Here is a 14,994-nt window from a genome sequence, read left to right as displayed (position 1 = left end):
CGCAAGCCAATAAAAAAGCCCGCACTCCAAGTTGCGGGCTTTTTGCTGCAGAAGACGGCTTATTTGGCGATCTTCTTGTACTTGATGCGGTGCGGTTCCAACGCCTCGGCGCCCAGCGTGCGCTTTTTGTATTCTTCGTATTCGGTGAAGTTACCTTCAAAGAATTCCACTTTGCCCTCATCCTGGTAGTCCAGAATGTGGGTGGCAATGCGGTCAAGGAACCAGCGGTCGTGCGAGATTACCATCGCGCAGCCCGGGAACTCCAACAGGGCGTTTTCCAGCGCGCGCAAGGTTTCGATGTCCAGGTCGTTGGTCGGTTCATCCAGCAGCAATACGTTGCCGCCCACTTGCAGCAGCTTGGCCAGATGCAGACGGCCACGTTCACCGCCGGACAGTTCGCCTACGCGCTTGCCCTGATCGACACCCTTGAAGTTGAAGCGGCCGACGTAGGCGCGGCTTGGCATTTCGGTGTTGCCGATGCGCATGATGTCCTGACCGCCGGACACTTCTTCCCATACCGTCTTGCCATTGTCCATGCTGTCGCGGAACTGATCGACGGAGGCCAGCTTGACGGTATCGCCCAGCACGATACTGCCCGAATCAGGCTGTTCCTGGCCCGACATCATGCGGAACAGGGTGGATTTACCCGCGCCGTTCGGGCCGATAATGCCGACGATGGCGCCTTTCGGTACCGAGAACGACAGATCGTCAATCAGCACGCGGTCGCCATAAGACTTGCGCAGGTTGCTGACTTCAACCACCTTGTCGCCGAGGCGTGCGCCAGGCGGAATAAACAGTTCGTTAGTTTCGTTGCGTTTTTGGTATTCGGTGCTGTTCAGTTCTTCAAAGCGAGCCAAACGGGCCTTGCCTTTGGACTGACGACCTTTGGCACCTTGACGCACCCACTCCAGCTCTTTTTCGATGGATTTGCGACGCGCCGCTTCGGCAGAGGCTTCCTGCGCCAGACGCGCATCCTTCTGCTCCAGCCAGGACGAATAGTTGCCTTCCCACGGGATGCCTTCGCCGCGGTCCAGTTCGAGGATCCAGCCGGCGACGTTATCCAGGAAGTAACGGTCGTGGGTAATCGCCACCACGGTGCCTTCGAAGTCATGCAGGAAACGCTCCAGCCAGGCCACGGATTCGGCATCCAGGTGGTTGGTCGGTTCGTCGAGCAGCAGCATGTCCGGTTTTTCCAGCAGCAGGCGGCACAGCGCGACGCGGCGGCGTTCACCACCGGAGAGGTTGGCGATTTTGGCATCCCATTCCGGCAGGCGCAGCGCATCGGCGGCACGCTCTAGCTGGGTGTTGAGGTTATGGCCGTCGTGAGCCTGAATGATCTCTTCCAGTCGGCCCTGTTCCGCGGCCAGCTTGTCAAAATCGGCGCCTTCTTCGGCATACAGCGCATACACTTCATCCAGGCGTTTCAGCGCGCCTACTACTTCTGCCAGCGCTTCTTCCACCGATTCGCGAACGGTGTGTTCCAGATTCAGCTGCGGTTCCTGCGGCAGATAGCCGATCTTGATGCCAGGCTGCGGGCGCGCTTCCCCTTCGATGTCGGTATCGATGCCGGCCATAATGCGCAGCAGGGTGGATTTACCCGCACCGTTCAGGCCCAGCACGCCGATTTTGGCGCCGGGGAAGAAGCTGAGGGAGATGTTTTTCAAAATATGACGCTTCGGCGGGACAATCTTGCCGACGCGATGCATGGTATAGACGTATTGAGCCACGGTGCTCGAGCCTCGCTATATCAGTTTTATAGGATGTCTGGGGCGGGAGTGTAGCCCGTTTTGCCGTTTGATCCCAGCCATCAGGTGACGATCGCCAAGTATAACGGGAAATGCGCCTTTGCAGGCGCATTTTGCGGTGATTTATGGGGTGACGATAATGGAAACGCGGCGGTTTTCGGCGCGGCCGCTGGCGGTGCGGTTGTCAGCCACCGGATCGCGTTTGCCGCGGCCACGGGTTTCGATGTTGGCGCGCGGAATGCCGACGCTGGCCAGCAGATCGGCCACCGCATTGGCGCGGCGCAGCGATAGCCGATCGTTATAGCTGTCTTCGCCGTAGTTATCGGTGTGGCCGTCCAGGCGGAATTTGACGATATCGACGCTGAGCAGGGCGCGGCCCATTTTCTGCACCGTTTCGGTGCTGGCAGGGTTCAGCTTGCCGATATTATTGCCAAACAGCACCTTGTCCGACATGCCGAATTCCCAGCCGTTATCGGTCAACTTGAACCCTTGCGCCTGCAGCAGTGCCACCTGCTCCGCCGTCAGTCCCTGTGGTTTGCTCTGGCAGCCCGCCAGAGCCAGCACGGCAATGAAGATCATGGCCAACAGTGCGAAAGGTGTTTTAGACAATTGCTGTTTCATAATTTTTCCCTGATTTTAATTATTTGGCTGCGGCGCTTTATTTGTGGATCGCGAGCCGCCAGCCTCCATTGTAACGATGCTTTGCCTGATACATCGCATCGTCGGCTTCATGCAATAAACCCTGAGGCGTTGCCGCATGCTCAGGATAAAGGGCAATACCAATGCTGAGCGAGAGCACCATCTGCTGCTCGTTCGGCAGCGTTACCGGCTGTGTCATGCAGTCGATAATATTGTCGGCTATCCGCGTGACGTCCTCGGTGCCGTGAACCGGAGCCAACAGCACCGCGAATTCATCGCCACCCAGGCGTGCCACCAGATCGCCATCGCGCAGCTGTGCGCGGATGCGTCCGGCGATAGTGGTCAGTACCGCGTCGCCTGCCGCATGTCCGTAACTGTCGTTCACCTCCTTAAAGCGGTCGCCGTCAATAAACAGCACCGCCAGTTTTGTTGTGGCGTCGCTGTCGCTCACTGCGCGGCTCAGCCGACCTTCGAAAAAGGCGCGGTTGGGCAAGCCGGTCAGGCTGTCGTGCGTGGCGCGATGGGTGAGGGAGTCGTTCTCCTGTTTGAGGTGCGCCTGCCAGGCTTCCAGCTCATCAAGCAAGCCATTGAAATCACTGCTCAATTCGTGTAGTTCAGCAATCGGCGCCGAGGGTACGCGCAGGCCAAAGGTACGATCGCGCCGCACCGCATGCGCCACATTGGCAATATCGTCCAGCGAGCTGACGATGCCGCGCAGCATGCGCCGCGACAGCACCAGGGCGCACAGGGTGCTGAGCGCCAGGCAGGCGAGCATGCCGATCAGGCCGCGTAACAAAAAGCGCAGCAGGCTGCCGCCGTGGCCGCTCAGCCACACGGTGCCGACCTGTTTGCCGCCGTGCACGATCGGCAGCACCACGGCTTCTGGCAGCGCCCAGCGGGCGACCATCTGCTCAAGGCCATGCAACGGCCCGTCTTTGGGGTGATGCCAACTGGCCAGCACTTTATTGTGGCTGTCGATGATACGCGCTTCCGACACTTCTTCATTGGAGGCGATCATCATCAGCGTATCGCGCACTGCGGTGCGGTCCTCGAACACCACTGCGGCCTCGACGGTATAGCTTATCGAACGGGCGATCAGGTGCAGGTTATGATCGGCATAGGCGCGCAGCGCAATCAGCGCCACCAGCGTCAGAAATACCCCGGCGGTGCCAACGGCAATCAGCGCCAATCCCAGATTCATGCGCTGCAATACCCGGCCTAGCGTCGGGCGTGACTGACCCGAACGGTTTTTGCGCAACAGGTTCATGGCGATGGCTCCTGTTTGCGCGCCAGTTGTAATACGTTCGGATGCACGCGCACGCCGCTGCGCGCCAATGCGTCCAGATTGACTTTAAACCCGACTCGATCGCTGTCCAGGTTTTGCAGACAGAAAGCGCTGCCGGCGGAACACTCGACGTCGTTTTCGCTGATGCTGAGAATCGAGTGGCCGGCGATACGGTGAATAAAGTCCTGCCGTTGTGCGTGGCTGACATCGCCAAGGTAGATCACATCGCAACTGCTGCTTAGCGCCGGGCTGTCAAACGGCAGACTGAGGGTTTTTATCGGGTGCGGCGCGCCGAGCAGCACCGGGTCGAACAGCCCGGCGGCATAACGCGTGGGGGCAGTGACACACAGGCGAATGGGGTTGGGCTCGCTCGGCCAACGCGCATAGCTGATGATACCGACCACTATGGTGGTAACGGCATGGGTGCGTGTCTGTAGCGGATCGACCGCGTTGGGGCGTGCATGGCTGCTGCATGCCATCAGCAGCAACAGAGCCACAAGATAGGGACGTGCGGCAATCAGGCTCATCAATGAACCTTGCGAACCTTTGGCCACTTTGTTGGCAAGTTGCAACATTGTCATCTGCCGATTCCGCCCATGCTTGCAGCCCCGCGACGGCAGCGAAATAATAAATAATCTGGCCCGGATGAAGGGGAAGAGATATTGCTGAAATCTATCAACTGCACAATTTAATGAACATTTTATAACCCACAATTTGCGCGGATTGTATTATAAGCCTTAGCTGATGTGCGCTTTATGTGCCGTTTTCTCGGAATTATCCTACCTGTTTTTGCACTAAAAAAAACGACAAACCGGTTTTACCCGGCTTTTTATTTGACGTTCGCACTGTAATTCAGCGTGTACGCGACGCGTTGTGCATTTTTCCGCTGTTTTTCATCTACAGTAATGAATGGATAGGCTTTTGTGCTGTCTATGATAAAGCGTCACTTCTGGCGCAACCTATTTGTTCTGGCGTGGTATCCCACGGCAGGGCGTGAGACACTCGTGGAGTGAACATCACGGCTCGTTGACTGCTGGCGCGGCGCGGCAACGGGGCGTCGGCTCCAGGCACCACAATCAGCGAGGATAGAATCAGTATGGTCAAGGTGGACAAATGGCGGTTTCTGGCGGTGGGTCTTTGCCTGACGGCCTTTTCGGGGATGGCTGCGGCGGATTCGCTGGATGCTCAACGCCAGCGCTACCAGCAAATCAAGCAGGCCTGGGACAATCAGCAAATGGATGTGGTGGCGCAATTGATGCCAACGCTGCGTGATTATCCGCTTTATCCGTATCTGGAGTACCGTCAGCTAACGCAGGATCTTGGCAGCGTCGGCTATTCGCAGGTCAGTACGTTTATTCAGCAGCACCCGACGTTACCGCCGGCCAAGTCGCTCTCCTCCCGTTTTGTCAACGAACTGGCGCGTCGCGAAGACTGGCGAACGCTGCTGACGTTCAGTCCACAGGCGCCAAAACCGGTCGCCGCCCGCTGTAATTATTACTATGCCAAATGGGCAACCGGCGATCGCCAGGCCGCCTGGGCCGGCACGGAAGAGATCTGGCTGTCTGGCAAGTCGTTGCCGGGCGCTTGCGACAAGCTGTTCAGCGTCTGGCAGGCCGCCGGCAGGCAAACGCCGCTGATCACGTTGGAACGCATGAAGCTGGCATTGAAAGAGGGTAACAGCGGGCTGGTGAACCATCTGGCGCGGCAATTGCCGTCGGATTACCAAACCATGGGTGATGCGCTGGTCAGCTTGCAAAACGATCCGGCCAGCGTCGAAGCGTTTGCCCGCAGCGTCGGCCCGACCGATTTCACCCGTGCGGCAACCGGCATCGCCTTTGCCCGTTTGGCGAGACAGGATGCCGAAAATGCCCGTCTGATGATCCCGACCCTGGCCCGTTTGCAAAAGATGAGCGAAAGCGAACGACTGGAGCTGGAGGAATCGGTCGCCTGGCGTCTGATGGGCAACGACGCCAGCGATGAACAGGCGCAGTGGCGCGACGCGGTGATCCTGCGCAGCCAGTCGCCGTCGCTGCTGGAGCGTCGGGTGCGTATGGCACTGGGCGCTGGCGATAAGACCGGGCTGAAAACCTGGCTGGCACGGTTGCCGGAGGCGTCGCGCAATAAAGATGAATGGCGCTACTGGCGCGCCAGCGTATTGATCGATCAAGGTCAGCGCAGCCAAGGCGAAGAGATGCTGCGTAACCTGATGAACGATCGCGGTTTCTACCCGATGGTGGCGGCGCAGAAACTGAACGTCACTTACCCGGTGATGGTGGCAGTGGCCGCTACGCCGCGCACCCCACTGGTCAGCGGCCCGGAAGTAGCCCGAGTGCGGGAACTGATGTACTGGAATATGGATAACCTGGCGCGCAGCGAGTGGAGCTCCTTTGTGGCCAGCCGCAGCCGTCCGGAACAGGAAGCGCTGGCGCGTTACGCCTTCGATCAGAAATGGGCCAACCTGAGCGTTCAGGCGACCATCGTCGGTAAAATGTGGGATCATCTGGAGGAGCGTTTCCCGATGGCCTGGCCGGACGAATTCCGCCGCGCCACCGATGACAAAGGTATTACCCCGAGTTATGCGATGGCGATCGCACGCCAGGAAAGCGCCTGGAACCCGAAAGCGCAATCGCCGGTGGGGGCCGCCGGCCTGATGCAGGTGATGCCACGCACCGCCCAGCACACGGTGCAGAAGTTCGGCATTCCTGGCTATTCAAGCCAGAGCCAGCTGTTTGATCCGCAAACCAACATTACCATTGGTACCCAGTATCTGGAGTCGGTCTATCAGCAGTTTGGCCGCAACCGTATTCTGGCTTCGGCGGCGTATAACGCGGGACCGTCGCGGGTCAATACCTGGCTAGGCAGCAGCGATGGCCGCATCGACGCGATCGCATTTGTCGAAAGCATTCCATTTTCGGAAACCCGCGGCTACGTGAAGAACGTGCTGGCCTATGACGCGTTTTATCGCTACTTCATGCACCAGCAGGCAAAAGTGTTAACCGATGCCGAATGGCAGAGGCGTTACTGATTTCAGTTTCGTTATGGTATGCTGCTGTACTAGTTAAATAGTATGGTGGCTGCCATGACGCAATTATCACTTAACGATCCCGCTCTTTCAGAACAAGGCAATGAAGATTGGCTGCGCTTCGTCGCGCTGTTGCAGAACGCCTTTGACCAGGATCTGCACCAGCCGTTGATGCAACTGCTGCTGACGCCGGACGAGCGCACCGCGTTGGGTACGCGCGTGCGTATTATTCAGGAACTGATGCGCGGCGAGATGAGCCAGCGTGAACTGAAGAACGAGCTGGGGGCCGGGATTGCCACGATAACCCGTGGCTCCAACAGCCTGAAGGCGGCACCGCCGGCGCTCAAGCAATGGCTGGAACAGCAACTGCTGGGCGAAGCACAGTAGCGCCGCGCCCAGGCGGTTTACTGATTCGGGGAACTGGCGATGTGGTTTTGGTAAATCGGATTAATGAAAGGCACCAGCGCCAGCATTAACGCCTGTTGATAGACGCTGGTGCGGCTTAAACGCCCGTCGGTGAAGAAGCCGATAGCCCCGCCCTGGCGCTTCACTTCGGCATTACCGGAAATATCCGCCATTTCGCTCCCCAGTTCGCGCCCTGCACGGATCCCCTGTAAAATCGTTTCCGGCAGCATCAGGCTGGCTGAGCGCGACTCGCCACGGGTGTGTGGATTCTCGATGGTCATCCAGGCGAATGTCATATTATCTTCAATGCCAGCCTCGACGCCGACCCAGAAGTCGGCTTCCGGCCGTACCTGCCGCGCTTCCATCACGCGCTGGCGCGCGCCGGTGCGGGTTTCGGCATTGCCGATGGGTTGCAGTGAGACGCCGCTTGCGACGTCAAGGGGTTCGATGCGGCATTGGCCGGCACCGAAGGTATCGTCAAAGGCCAATTGAATAGCCTTGATCTTTGCCGGGTTGGTGGTAGCAGCAACAACATGGTACATAACGGGTTTAGCATCCTTAAGCTAAGAGCCTATCCTGAATACCGGGCACGGGCGCATGCGCTTGACCTCGGAAGATAAACTCAAGTTTCACGCAGTATAACGGAAAAGAAAAATGTTACAGGTATACCTCGTTCGCCACGGCGAAACGGAATGGAACGCGGCTCGCCGCATCCAGGGCCAATCTGACAGCCCGTTAACCGCCACCGGCGAACACCAGGCCCATCTGGTTGCCAAACGTGTCAGTGGTGAAGGTATCACGCACGTGATCACCAGCGACCTGGGTCGAACCCGCCGCACCGCGCAAATCATCGCACAGGCCTGCGGTTGCGAGGTGATCGACGAGCCTCGCCTGCGTGAGCTGCACATGGGCGTTCTGGAAGAACGTCTGATCGACAGCCTGACGCCGCAGGAAGAGCAGTGGCGCAAGCAGATGGTCGATGGTACTGCCGACGGCCGTATCCCTCAAGGTGAATCGATGATCGAACTGGCGGAACGCATGCGTGGTGCGCTGGAAAGCTGCCTGATGTTGCCGGAAGGCAGCAAGCCGCTGATTGTCAGCCACGGTATTGCGCTGGGCTGCCTTATCAGTACGGTACTGGGTTTACCGCCGTATGCCGAACGCCGTCTGCGCCTGCGTAACTGCTCATTGTCACGGATCGATCACCAGCAGAGCCCGTGGCTGGCGTCGGGCTGGATCGTCGAAACCGCGGGCGATGTGTCGCATCTCGACATGCCCGCGCTGGACGAATTACAGCGTTAACGGCGAATCGGGATCAGGTATTCGCAACTGATCTCGGTTGGTGGCTGCGGTGGTCGGCGACTCCCCTTGGGGTAGAAGCGTTCGACATCGTGGCCTTTGCGACGCGTCAGCTTTAGCGCCGGCAAACAGGTGCCGTACAGCGTCAGGATAAAGTCCTGCAGGCCCGAGCTCGGTCCTTCGTAGCGGAACAGCGCGTATTCGCCGCCTTGTAGCATGATAGGCTGGCCTTCCGACACGTTGTCCGGCACGTGATGCGGTTCGAGCGCGGTGGTGTACAGCACTTCCTGCTCGTCGTCTTTTTCCTGGCTTGGGCGCGAGTGGTGCAGGCCGTACAGCACCGGTGGCAGCGTATCGCTGTCGCCGAGATATTGTCGCCAGAATTGCGCGCGCAGTTCGGTGCGGAAGTTGGAGATCTGTTCCAGCGTGCAGGAATAGCTTTGCGTCAGGCCAATCAGCTGCTGTTCCGGCAAGCTAATGAACTCCGGTTGCGGCAGGGTAAACGCCCCCAGACGGATCGGCGGGCAGATACCGAATGCGCTCCAGTCCTCGGAACGACGATACAATGCCGGCGTCTGCGCAAACTGTTTTTTGAATGCGCGCGTGAAGGTCTGCTGTGAGTCAAAGCGGTACTGCAGAGCGATATCCAGAATCGGTCGGCTGGTCAAACGCAGCGCCACCGCCGCTTTGGATAGTCGTCTGGCCCGGATGTATGCGCCGATGGCATGACCGGTAATATCTTTGAACATCCGTTGCAGATGCCATTTTGAGTAGCCCGCTTTTGCCGCCACGTTATCCAGTGACAAAGGTTGGTCCAAATGGCTTTCCAGCCAGCTAAGCAGATCACGAATGATACCGGCTTGATCCATAGATCTTCCTCGTAGAGCTTTTGGGGTCGGAACCCGAACTGTTTATTCAATGCGCGGGTGCCTGTCACGAACGCTTGTCCCAAGCGGTTCTGCGTTGCACTCTTTGCCACCTGATGCCTGCATGGCCAACGTGTGAAGGGGCAATTCTTCCTTCAGGCGCAAAGAAATAACGCCGCCGCATGATAGCAATTTTTTTCGTTTGAGACTTCCAAAGATTTTTTTCACTCGCTGTGCTAAAAAGAACGCCATGGGTCAGGGAGGTCACTATTTTATGCCTAAAAGCATTAATAAGATTAATAATAAACCTCGGTATTACCGCGCACTTTTAGCTGGAGTTAAGTGAATGAAAAAAGGATGGATATTTTTGTTGGGATTAGTTTGCGCCACGGTTACCAGCGCGCAGGCGGAACAGGTAGGCTCGGTAGATACCGTATTTAAACTGTTTGGTCCGGATCATAAAATTGTGGTCGAAGCCTTCGACGATCCGGATGTTAAAAATGTAACTTGTTATATCAGTCGCGCTAAAACCGGCGGTATCAAAGGCGGCCTGGGGCTGGCGGAAGACACTGCGGATGCGGCGATTTCCTGTTCGCAGGTCGGGCCGATTGATCTGAGCGACAAAATCAGGAACGGCAAGGACAAGGGCAGCGTGGTGTTCCAGAAACGCACCTCGTTGGTGTTCAAGAAACTGCAGGTGGTACGTTTCTACGACGCCAAACGCAACGCACTGGTGTACCTGACCTATTCGGACAAAGTGGTAGACGGTTCACCGAAGAACGCCTTGAGCGCGGTGCCGATCATCCCATGGAACGGCGCTCGCTAATGCAAAAGGGTTCAGCGTGCTGAACCCTTTTTAATCGCCGAGGCGGAAGATTACTCTTCCAGCTCGCCGCAGAAGCGGTAACCTTCGCCGTGGATGGTGGCAATGATTTCCGGCGTGTCCGGCGTGGATTCGAAGTGCTTGCGAATACGGCGGATGGTCACATCAACGGTGCGGTCATGCGGCTTCAGTTCGCGGCCGGTCATTTTCTTCAGCAGTTCTCCGCGGGACTGGATCTTGCCCGGGTTTTCGCAGAAGTGCAGCATGGCGCGGAATTCGCTACGCGGCAGCTTGTACTGTTCGCCAGCAGGGCTGATCAGTGAACGGCTATTGATGTCCAGCTCCCAACCGTTGAACTTGTAGCTTTCCACCAGCTTGCGCTCTTCGCCGATGCTGCCCAGATTCATGGTGCGAGACAGCAGATTGCGCGCGCGGATAGTCAGCTCACGCGGGTTGAACGGCTTGGTGATGTAGTCATCGGCACCGATTTCCAGGCCGAGGATTTTATCTACCTCATTATCGCGGCCGGTCAGGAACATCAGTGCTACGCTGGCCTGTTCACGCAGTTCGCGTGCCAACAGCAGGCCGTTTTTGCCCGGCAGGTTGATATCCATGATAACCAGGTTGATATCATTTTCAGACAGAATGTTGTGCATCTCTGCACCATCATTGGCTTCATGAACAACGTAGCCTTCCGCCTCGAAAATGCTCTTCAGGGTGTTACGAGTGACTAACTCGTCTTCGACAATCAGAATGTGCGGGGTCTGCATATTTGCTACCTAAAATTGCCAACAAAATAGAAAATAGGAAGTACAGAAGTCTTTGTTTTGTTAGACGAGGGCAGAGATATTGCTCACGTTCCCTCATTACCAAATGACTAAAGTACGTAAACTCGTTCTTGATGCACTTTCCATCTCATGTCAACAAGATCGCTAGCTTGGTGGGGATGCTATTCCCTACAACCCCAAAGGTGCCAAAACGGCGCATATCCTAACCCTATTAACAGCAATATAACAGTGCGTGCCGAATTCATCACCCAACAAAACTACGGTTTGTTGACATATATCAAATTCAATTGTAGCACGTTAACAGATTTGTGAAAAACACTTACCGGGCTGCCGGTTTATGTCTTGGAACCACAAAAAGTATTAACGATTCAGCATTAACGGGATTAATGCGTTACAATTCTCGATGGAGTGCCAAACTCTGTTGTCTAACTGGTTGATGAATAAAAAATAAAAAACGTAACTTATATTTATGGTTGTTTGGCGCAAATTGATGCATCAACCGCTTGTTTTGTTATTCATTCATCATACTAGTGAGTTTTTGTTACGCATTTGTAAATATAATCAGTCATCGCTGAACAGTCAAAAGCCAGCGCGCAGTAATGGAGCATCGATGCAGTTACATATTGTTTTAGTGGCGCCGGCTCGGCCGGAAAACGTCGGCGCAGCAGCGCGGGCGATGAAAACCATGGGATTCAGTTCGCTGCGCATCGTCGACAGTGACGCGCATTTGCAGCCGGCGGCACGTTGGGTTGCGCATGGCGCCGGTGAGATCCTCGATGCGGTTCAGACCTTTCCCACCCTGGAACAGGCGCTGGCAGACGTCGACTTCACCGTTGCCACCACCGCCCGCAGCCGCGCCCGCTTCCACTATTACTGCACGCCGCAGGCGCTGCTGGAACAATTAAGTGAACGCAGCCAGTGGATGTCGCAGGCGGCGCTGGTGTTTGGTCGCGAGGATTCGGGGCTGACCAACGAAGAGCTGGAGCTGGCCGATCTGCTGACCGGCGTGCCAATGCAGGCCGATTACCCGTCGCTCAACCTCGGTCAAGCGGTAATGGTCTACTGCTACCAGCTGTCTGCGTTGATGAGCGTGGCGGCACCGCCATCGCCGACCGCCGATGGCGGTCAGTTGCAGGCGCTGCGTCAGCGTGCCGATCGGTTATTGCAAAATCTGGAGGTGGGTGACGACCAGAAATTGCGTGATTGGCTACATCAACGGTTGGGCTCACTGCCGCAACGCGATACCGTGATGTTACATACTTTGTTGCACGACATAGAAAAAAAACTGACCAAGTGATGACGATACGCCAAAGGGAATCTGTGGTGTGATTGACTGCAATATTGTCGTATGGCCGTTTTATGTTCTGATTTATGGCTTTTGTGCTGGTCTCATTGCGCAACCTGGTCATTGGACAGTAAATACGCAAAAACAAGAAATAATTTGACTTGGGATCGCGATTGCTTTAACCAATAGAGGGGACAGAGATTCTAATGAGACAGACAGACAAAATGCGAACCATCAGCCTGAACACCACAATTATTACCACCACCGATACCACAGGTAACGGGGCGGGCTGACGCGTACAGGAAACAAGAAGAAAAAAGCCCGCACCTAACCAGTGCGGGCTTTTTTTTCGGCGTAAATTCGGGAGATAACAGAAATGCGAGTGCTGAAATTTGGCGGAACCTCGGTGGCGAACGCGGAACGTTTTTTACGCGTTGCCGATATCATGGAAAGTAACGCAGGTCAGGGACAGGTGGCCACAGTGTTGTCCGCGCCGGCTAAAATCACCAACCATCTGGTGGCGATGATTGAAAAAACGGTAGCGGGGCAAGACATTCTGCCCAATATGAGCGACGCGGAACGTATTTTTGCCGATCTGTTGAGCGGATTGGCACAATCGCTGCCGAACTTTGACTCCCCTCGGCTGAAAAGCGTAGTCGATCAGGAGTTCGCGCAGTTGAAACAGGTACTGCATGGCGTAGCGCTGCTCGGCCAGTGCCCGGACAGCGTTAATGCCTCGATCATCTGCCGCGGCGAAAAACTGTCGATCGCCATCATGGAAGAGGTGTTCAAGGCCAGAGGCTTCCCGGTGACGGTGATCAATCCGGTGGAAAAACTGCTGGCGCAGGGGCACTATCTGGAGTCTACCGTCGATATTGCCGAGTCCACGCTGCGCATTGCTTCGGCAGCGATCCCGGCCGACCATATCATCCTGATGGCCGGCTTTACCGCCGGCAACGACAAGGGCGAGCTGGTGGTGCTGGGGCGTAACGGCTCCGACTATTCCGCCGCGGTGCTGGCCGCCTGCCTGCGTGCCGACTGCTGCGAGATCTGGACCGACGTCGATGGGGTGTACACCTGCGATCCGCGCACCGTACCGGATGCCAGGCTGCTGAAGTCGATGTCCTATCAGGAAGCGATGGAACTGTCCTATTTCGGCGCCAAGGTACTTCACCCCCGCACCATCACGCCGATTGCTCAATTCCAGATCCCCTGCCTGATTAAAAATACTGCCAATCCGCAAGCGCCAGGCACCCTGATCGGCGGTGAAAGCGTGGTTGACGATACGCCGGTCAAAGGCATTACCAACCTGAACAACATGGCGATGATCAACGTTTCCGGCCCAGGCATGAAAGGCATGGTTGGCATGGCGGCGCGGGTGTTTGCCGTGATGTCGCGCGCCGGCATTTCGGTGGTGCTGATCACCCAGTCCTCTTCCGAATACAGCATCAGTTTCTGCGTACCGCAAAACGAGCTGCAACGCGCTCGCCGCGCGCTGGGCGATGAGTTCTATCTGGAACTGAAGGATGGCCTGCTGGAGCCGCTGGACGTGGTCGAAAACCTGGCGATCATTTCGGTGGTTGGCGATGGCATGCGCACGCTGCGCGGTATTTCGGCGCGCTTCTTTACCGCGCTGGCCCGCGCCAATATCAATATCGTGGCGATTGCGCAGGGCTCCTCCGAACGTTCGATCTCGGTGGTGGTCAGTAACGAAGACGCCACTACCGGCGTGCGGGTGTGTCACCAGATGCTGTTCAACACCGATCAGGTGATTGAGGTGTTCGTGATTGGCGTCGGCGGCGTTGGCGGCGCGCTGATCGAACAGATTTATCGTCAGCAGCCGTGGCTCAAGCAAAAACACATCGATTTGCGGGTGTGCGGCATTGCTAATTCCCGTGCCATGCTGACCGACGTCCATGGCATCGCGCTGGACAGCTGGAGCGAGGCGCTGGCCGGTGCGCAAGAGCCGTTCAATCTGGGGCGTCTGATTCGCCTGGTGAAAGAGTATCATCTGTTGAACCCGGTGATCGTCGACTGTACCTCCAGCCAGGCGGTGGCGGATCAATATGTCGACTTCCTGGCCGACGGCTTCCATGTGGTCACGCCGAATAAAAAAGCCAACACCTCGTCGATGAATTTCTACCAACAGCTGCGCGCCGCCGCTGCCGGATCGCGACGCAAATTCCTTTACGATACCAACGTCGGCGCCGGCTTGCCGGTGATCGAAAACCTGCAGAACCTGCTGAACGCCGGCGACGAACTGACCCGTTTTTCCGGCATCCTGTCCGGTTCGCTGTCATTTATCTTCGGCAAACTGGATGAAGGCATGTCGCTGTCCGCCGCCACCCTGCAGGCCAAGGCCAACGGCTATACCGAGCCGGATCCGCGCGACGACCTGTCCGGTATGGACGTGGCGCGCAAACTGTTGATTTTGGCACGCGAAGCCGGTTACAAATTGGAGTTGGCCGACATCGAGGTGGAATCGGTGCTGCCGCCAGGCTTTGATGCCAGCGGCGATGTAGACACCTTCCTGGCGCGTTTACCGGCGCTGGACGAGGCATTCACCCGTCGCGTGGCCGATGCCACAGAACAGGGCAAAGTGCTGCGCTATGTTGGCGTTATCGAAGAGGGGCGCTGTCAGGTGCGTATTGATGCTGTTGATGGCAACGATCCATTATATAAAGTCAAAAACGGCGAAAACGCGCTGGCTTTTTACAGTCGCTATTATCAGCCATTGCCGTTGGTGTTACGCGGTTATGGCGCTGGCAATGATGTGACCGCGGCGGGGGTATTTGCTGATCTGTTGCGCACACTGTCATGGAAGTTGGGAGTTTAAT

Annotated in this window: 14 protein-coding genes and 1 other annotated feature; of the genes, 7 read left to right on the top strand and 7 right to left on the bottom strand. The window is 56.7% G+C overall.

Features of this window, described 5'->3' with window-relative positions; all coding sequences use genetic code 11:
- Positions 1-59: 59 nt before the first annotated feature.
- The 4 genes from ettA to yfiR all read right to left on the bottom strand — a co-directional run bounded on the left by ettA (position 60) and on the right by yfiR (position 4,250).
- Complete coding sequence (ettA, locus tag AC2AXP_RS16410) at positions 60-1,727, bottom strand: energy-dependent translational throttle protein EttA (RefSeq protein WP_039991193.1); 1,668 nt, start codon at positions 1,725-1,727, stop codon at positions 60-62.
- Between the two features lie 141 nt (positions 1,728-1,868).
- A complete protein-coding gene (gene yfiB / locus AC2AXP_RS16405) occupies positions 1,869-2,366 on the bottom strand; it encodes an outer membrane lipoprotein YfiB (protein WP_430299275.1) in 498 nt (165 codons plus the stop codon).
- Between the two features lie 37 nt (positions 2,367-2,403).
- The gene (gene dgcN, locus AC2AXP_RS16400; RefSeq protein ID WP_371901987.1) at positions 2,404-3,651 is read right to left on the bottom strand and encodes a diguanylate cyclase DgcN/YfiN; all 1,248 of its coding nucleotides are present in this window, start codon (positions 3,649-3,651) and stop codon (positions 2,404-2,406) included.
- Positions 3,648-4,250, bottom strand: coding sequence for a regulatory sequestration protein YfiR (gene yfiR / locus AC2AXP_RS16395; protein WP_198773261.1), 603 nt, complete (start codon positions 4,248-4,250; stop codon positions 3,648-3,650). The genes dgcN and yfiR overlap by 4 nt, the downstream gene beginning before the upstream one ends.
- 524 nt (positions 4,251-4,774) lie before the next feature.
- On the opposite strand from yfiR, the gene sltY reads away from it, so the two are divergent.
- Entirely contained in the window at positions 4,775-6,694 is a 1,920-nt protein-coding gene (gene sltY, locus AC2AXP_RS16390) for a murein transglycosylase (protein ID WP_182646425.1), read from the top strand.
- Between the two features lie 54 nt (positions 6,695-6,748).
- Complete coding sequence (gene trpR, locus AC2AXP_RS16385) at positions 6,749-7,078, top strand: trp operon repressor (RefSeq protein WP_039991191.1); 330 nt, start codon at positions 6,749-6,751, stop codon at positions 7,076-7,078.
- A 17-nt stretch (positions 7,079-7,095) separates the two neighbouring features.
- On the opposite strand, the gene yjjX is transcribed toward trpR, so the two are convergent.
- Positions 7,096-7,638: an inosine/xanthosine triphosphatase gene (gene yjjX / locus AC2AXP_RS16380; RefSeq protein ID WP_004955505.1), complete on the bottom strand. Its 543-nt coding sequence runs from the start codon at positions 7,636-7,638 to the stop codon at positions 7,096-7,098.
- Between the two features lie 112 nt (positions 7,639-7,750).
- Here yjjX and gpmB point away from each other — a divergent pair, with 112 nt between their 5' ends.
- Positions 7,751-8,398 (top strand): 2,3-diphosphoglycerate-dependent phosphoglycerate mutase GpmB, encoded by a 648-nt coding sequence (gene gpmB / locus AC2AXP_RS16375; protein WP_004955504.1) that lies wholly within the window; start codon positions 7,751-7,753, stop codon positions 8,396-8,398.
- Here the strand turns inward: gpmB and robA are convergent.
- Entirely contained in the window at positions 8,395-9,264 is an 870-nt protein-coding gene (gene robA, locus AC2AXP_RS16370) for an MDR efflux pump AcrAB transcriptional activator RobA (RefSeq protein ID WP_004955503.1), read from the bottom strand. The genes gpmB and robA overlap by 4 nt on opposite strands.
- Positions 9,265-9,607: 343 nt before the next feature.
- On the opposite strand from robA, the gene creA reads away from it, so the two are divergent.
- On the top strand, positions 9,608-10,087 hold the full coding sequence (gene creA, locus AC2AXP_RS16365; protein WP_004955502.1) for a protein CreA: 480 nt from the start codon (positions 9,608-9,610) through the stop codon (positions 10,085-10,087).
- A gap of 50 nt (positions 10,088-10,137) precedes the next feature.
- Here creA and arcA read toward each other — a convergent pair whose 3' ends face one another.
- The gene (gene arcA, locus AC2AXP_RS16360) at positions 10,138-10,854 is read right to left on the bottom strand and encodes a two-component system response regulator ArcA (protein WP_004955501.1); all 717 of its coding nucleotides are present in this window, start codon (positions 10,852-10,854) and stop codon (positions 10,138-10,140) included.
- A 628-nt stretch (positions 10,855-11,482) separates the two neighbouring features.
- Here arcA and AC2AXP_RS16355 point away from each other — a divergent pair.
- From AC2AXP_RS16355 to thrA, 3 genes are all read left to right on the top strand, one after another.
- Positions 11,483-12,169, top strand: coding sequence for a tRNA/rRNA methyltransferase (locus tag AC2AXP_RS16355; RefSeq protein WP_088499865.1), 687 nt, complete (start codon positions 11,483-11,485; stop codon positions 12,167-12,169).
- A 194-nt stretch (positions 12,170-12,363) separates the two neighbouring features.
- Positions 12,364-12,450: a thr operon leader peptide gene (gene thrL, locus AC2AXP_RS16350; RefSeq protein ID WP_071586630.1), complete on the top strand. Its 87-nt coding sequence runs from the start codon at positions 12,364-12,366 to the stop codon at positions 12,448-12,450.
- Positions 12,389-12,508, top strand: a sequence feature (Thr leader region). It overlaps the preceding gene by 62 nt.
- Before the next feature lie 25 nt (positions 12,509-12,533).
- Complete coding sequence (gene thrA / locus AC2AXP_RS16345) at positions 12,534-14,993, top strand: bifunctional aspartate kinase/homoserine dehydrogenase I (protein WP_004955498.1); 2,460 nt, start codon at positions 12,534-12,536, stop codon at positions 14,991-14,993.
- Position 14,994 lies beyond the last annotated feature (1 nt).

This window comes from Serratia sp. Sp408, assembly GCF_057180665.1.
This window is presented reverse-complemented; position numbering and strand designations above follow the sequence as displayed.

What these genes read in the sequence shown, in the direction of transcription:
- yjjX (WP_004955505.1), bottom strand. Translation starts at nt 7,638, where the DNA reads ATGTACCATGTTGTTGCTGCTACCACCAACCCGGCAAAGATCAAGGCT.
- thrL (WP_071586630.1), top strand. Translation starts at nt 12,364, where the DNA reads ATGAGACAGACAGACAAAATGCGAACCATCAGCCTGAACACCACAATT.
- arcA (WP_004955501.1), bottom strand. Translation starts at nt 10,854, where the DNA reads ATGCAGACCCCGCACATTCTGATTGTCGAAGACGAGTTAGTCACTCGT.
- creA (WP_004955502.1), top strand. Translation starts at nt 9,608, where the DNA reads ATGAAAAAAGGATGGATATTTTTGTTGGGATTAGTTTGCGCCACGGTT.
- dgcN (WP_371901987.1), bottom strand. Translation starts at nt 3,651, where the DNA reads ATGAACCTGTTGCGCAAAAACCGTTCGGGTCAGTCACGCCCGACGCTA.
- gpmB (WP_004955504.1), top strand. Translation starts at nt 7,751, where the DNA reads ATGTTACAGGTATACCTCGTTCGCCACGGCGAAACGGAATGGAACGCG.
- trpR (WP_039991191.1), top strand. Translation starts at nt 6,749, where the DNA reads ATGACGCAATTATCACTTAACGATCCCGCTCTTTCAGAACAAGGCAAT.
- thrA (WP_004955498.1), top strand. Translation starts at nt 12,534, where the DNA reads ATGCGAGTGCTGAAATTTGGCGGAACCTCGGTGGCGAACGCGGAACGT.
- robA (WP_004955503.1), bottom strand. Translation starts at nt 9,264, where the DNA reads ATGGATCAAGCCGGTATCATTCGTGATCTGCTTAGCTGGCTGGAAAGC.
- yfiR (WP_198773261.1), bottom strand. Translation starts at nt 4,250, where the DNA reads ATGACAATGTTGCAACTTGCCAACAAAGTGGCCAAAGGTTCGCAAGGT.
- yfiB (WP_430299275.1), bottom strand. Translation starts at nt 2,366, where the DNA reads ATGAAACAGCAATTGTCTAAAACACCTTTCGCACTGTTGGCCATGATC.
- AC2AXP_RS16355 (WP_088499865.1), top strand. Translation starts at nt 11,483, where the DNA reads ATGCAGTTACATATTGTTTTAGTGGCGCCGGCTCGGCCGGAAAACGTC.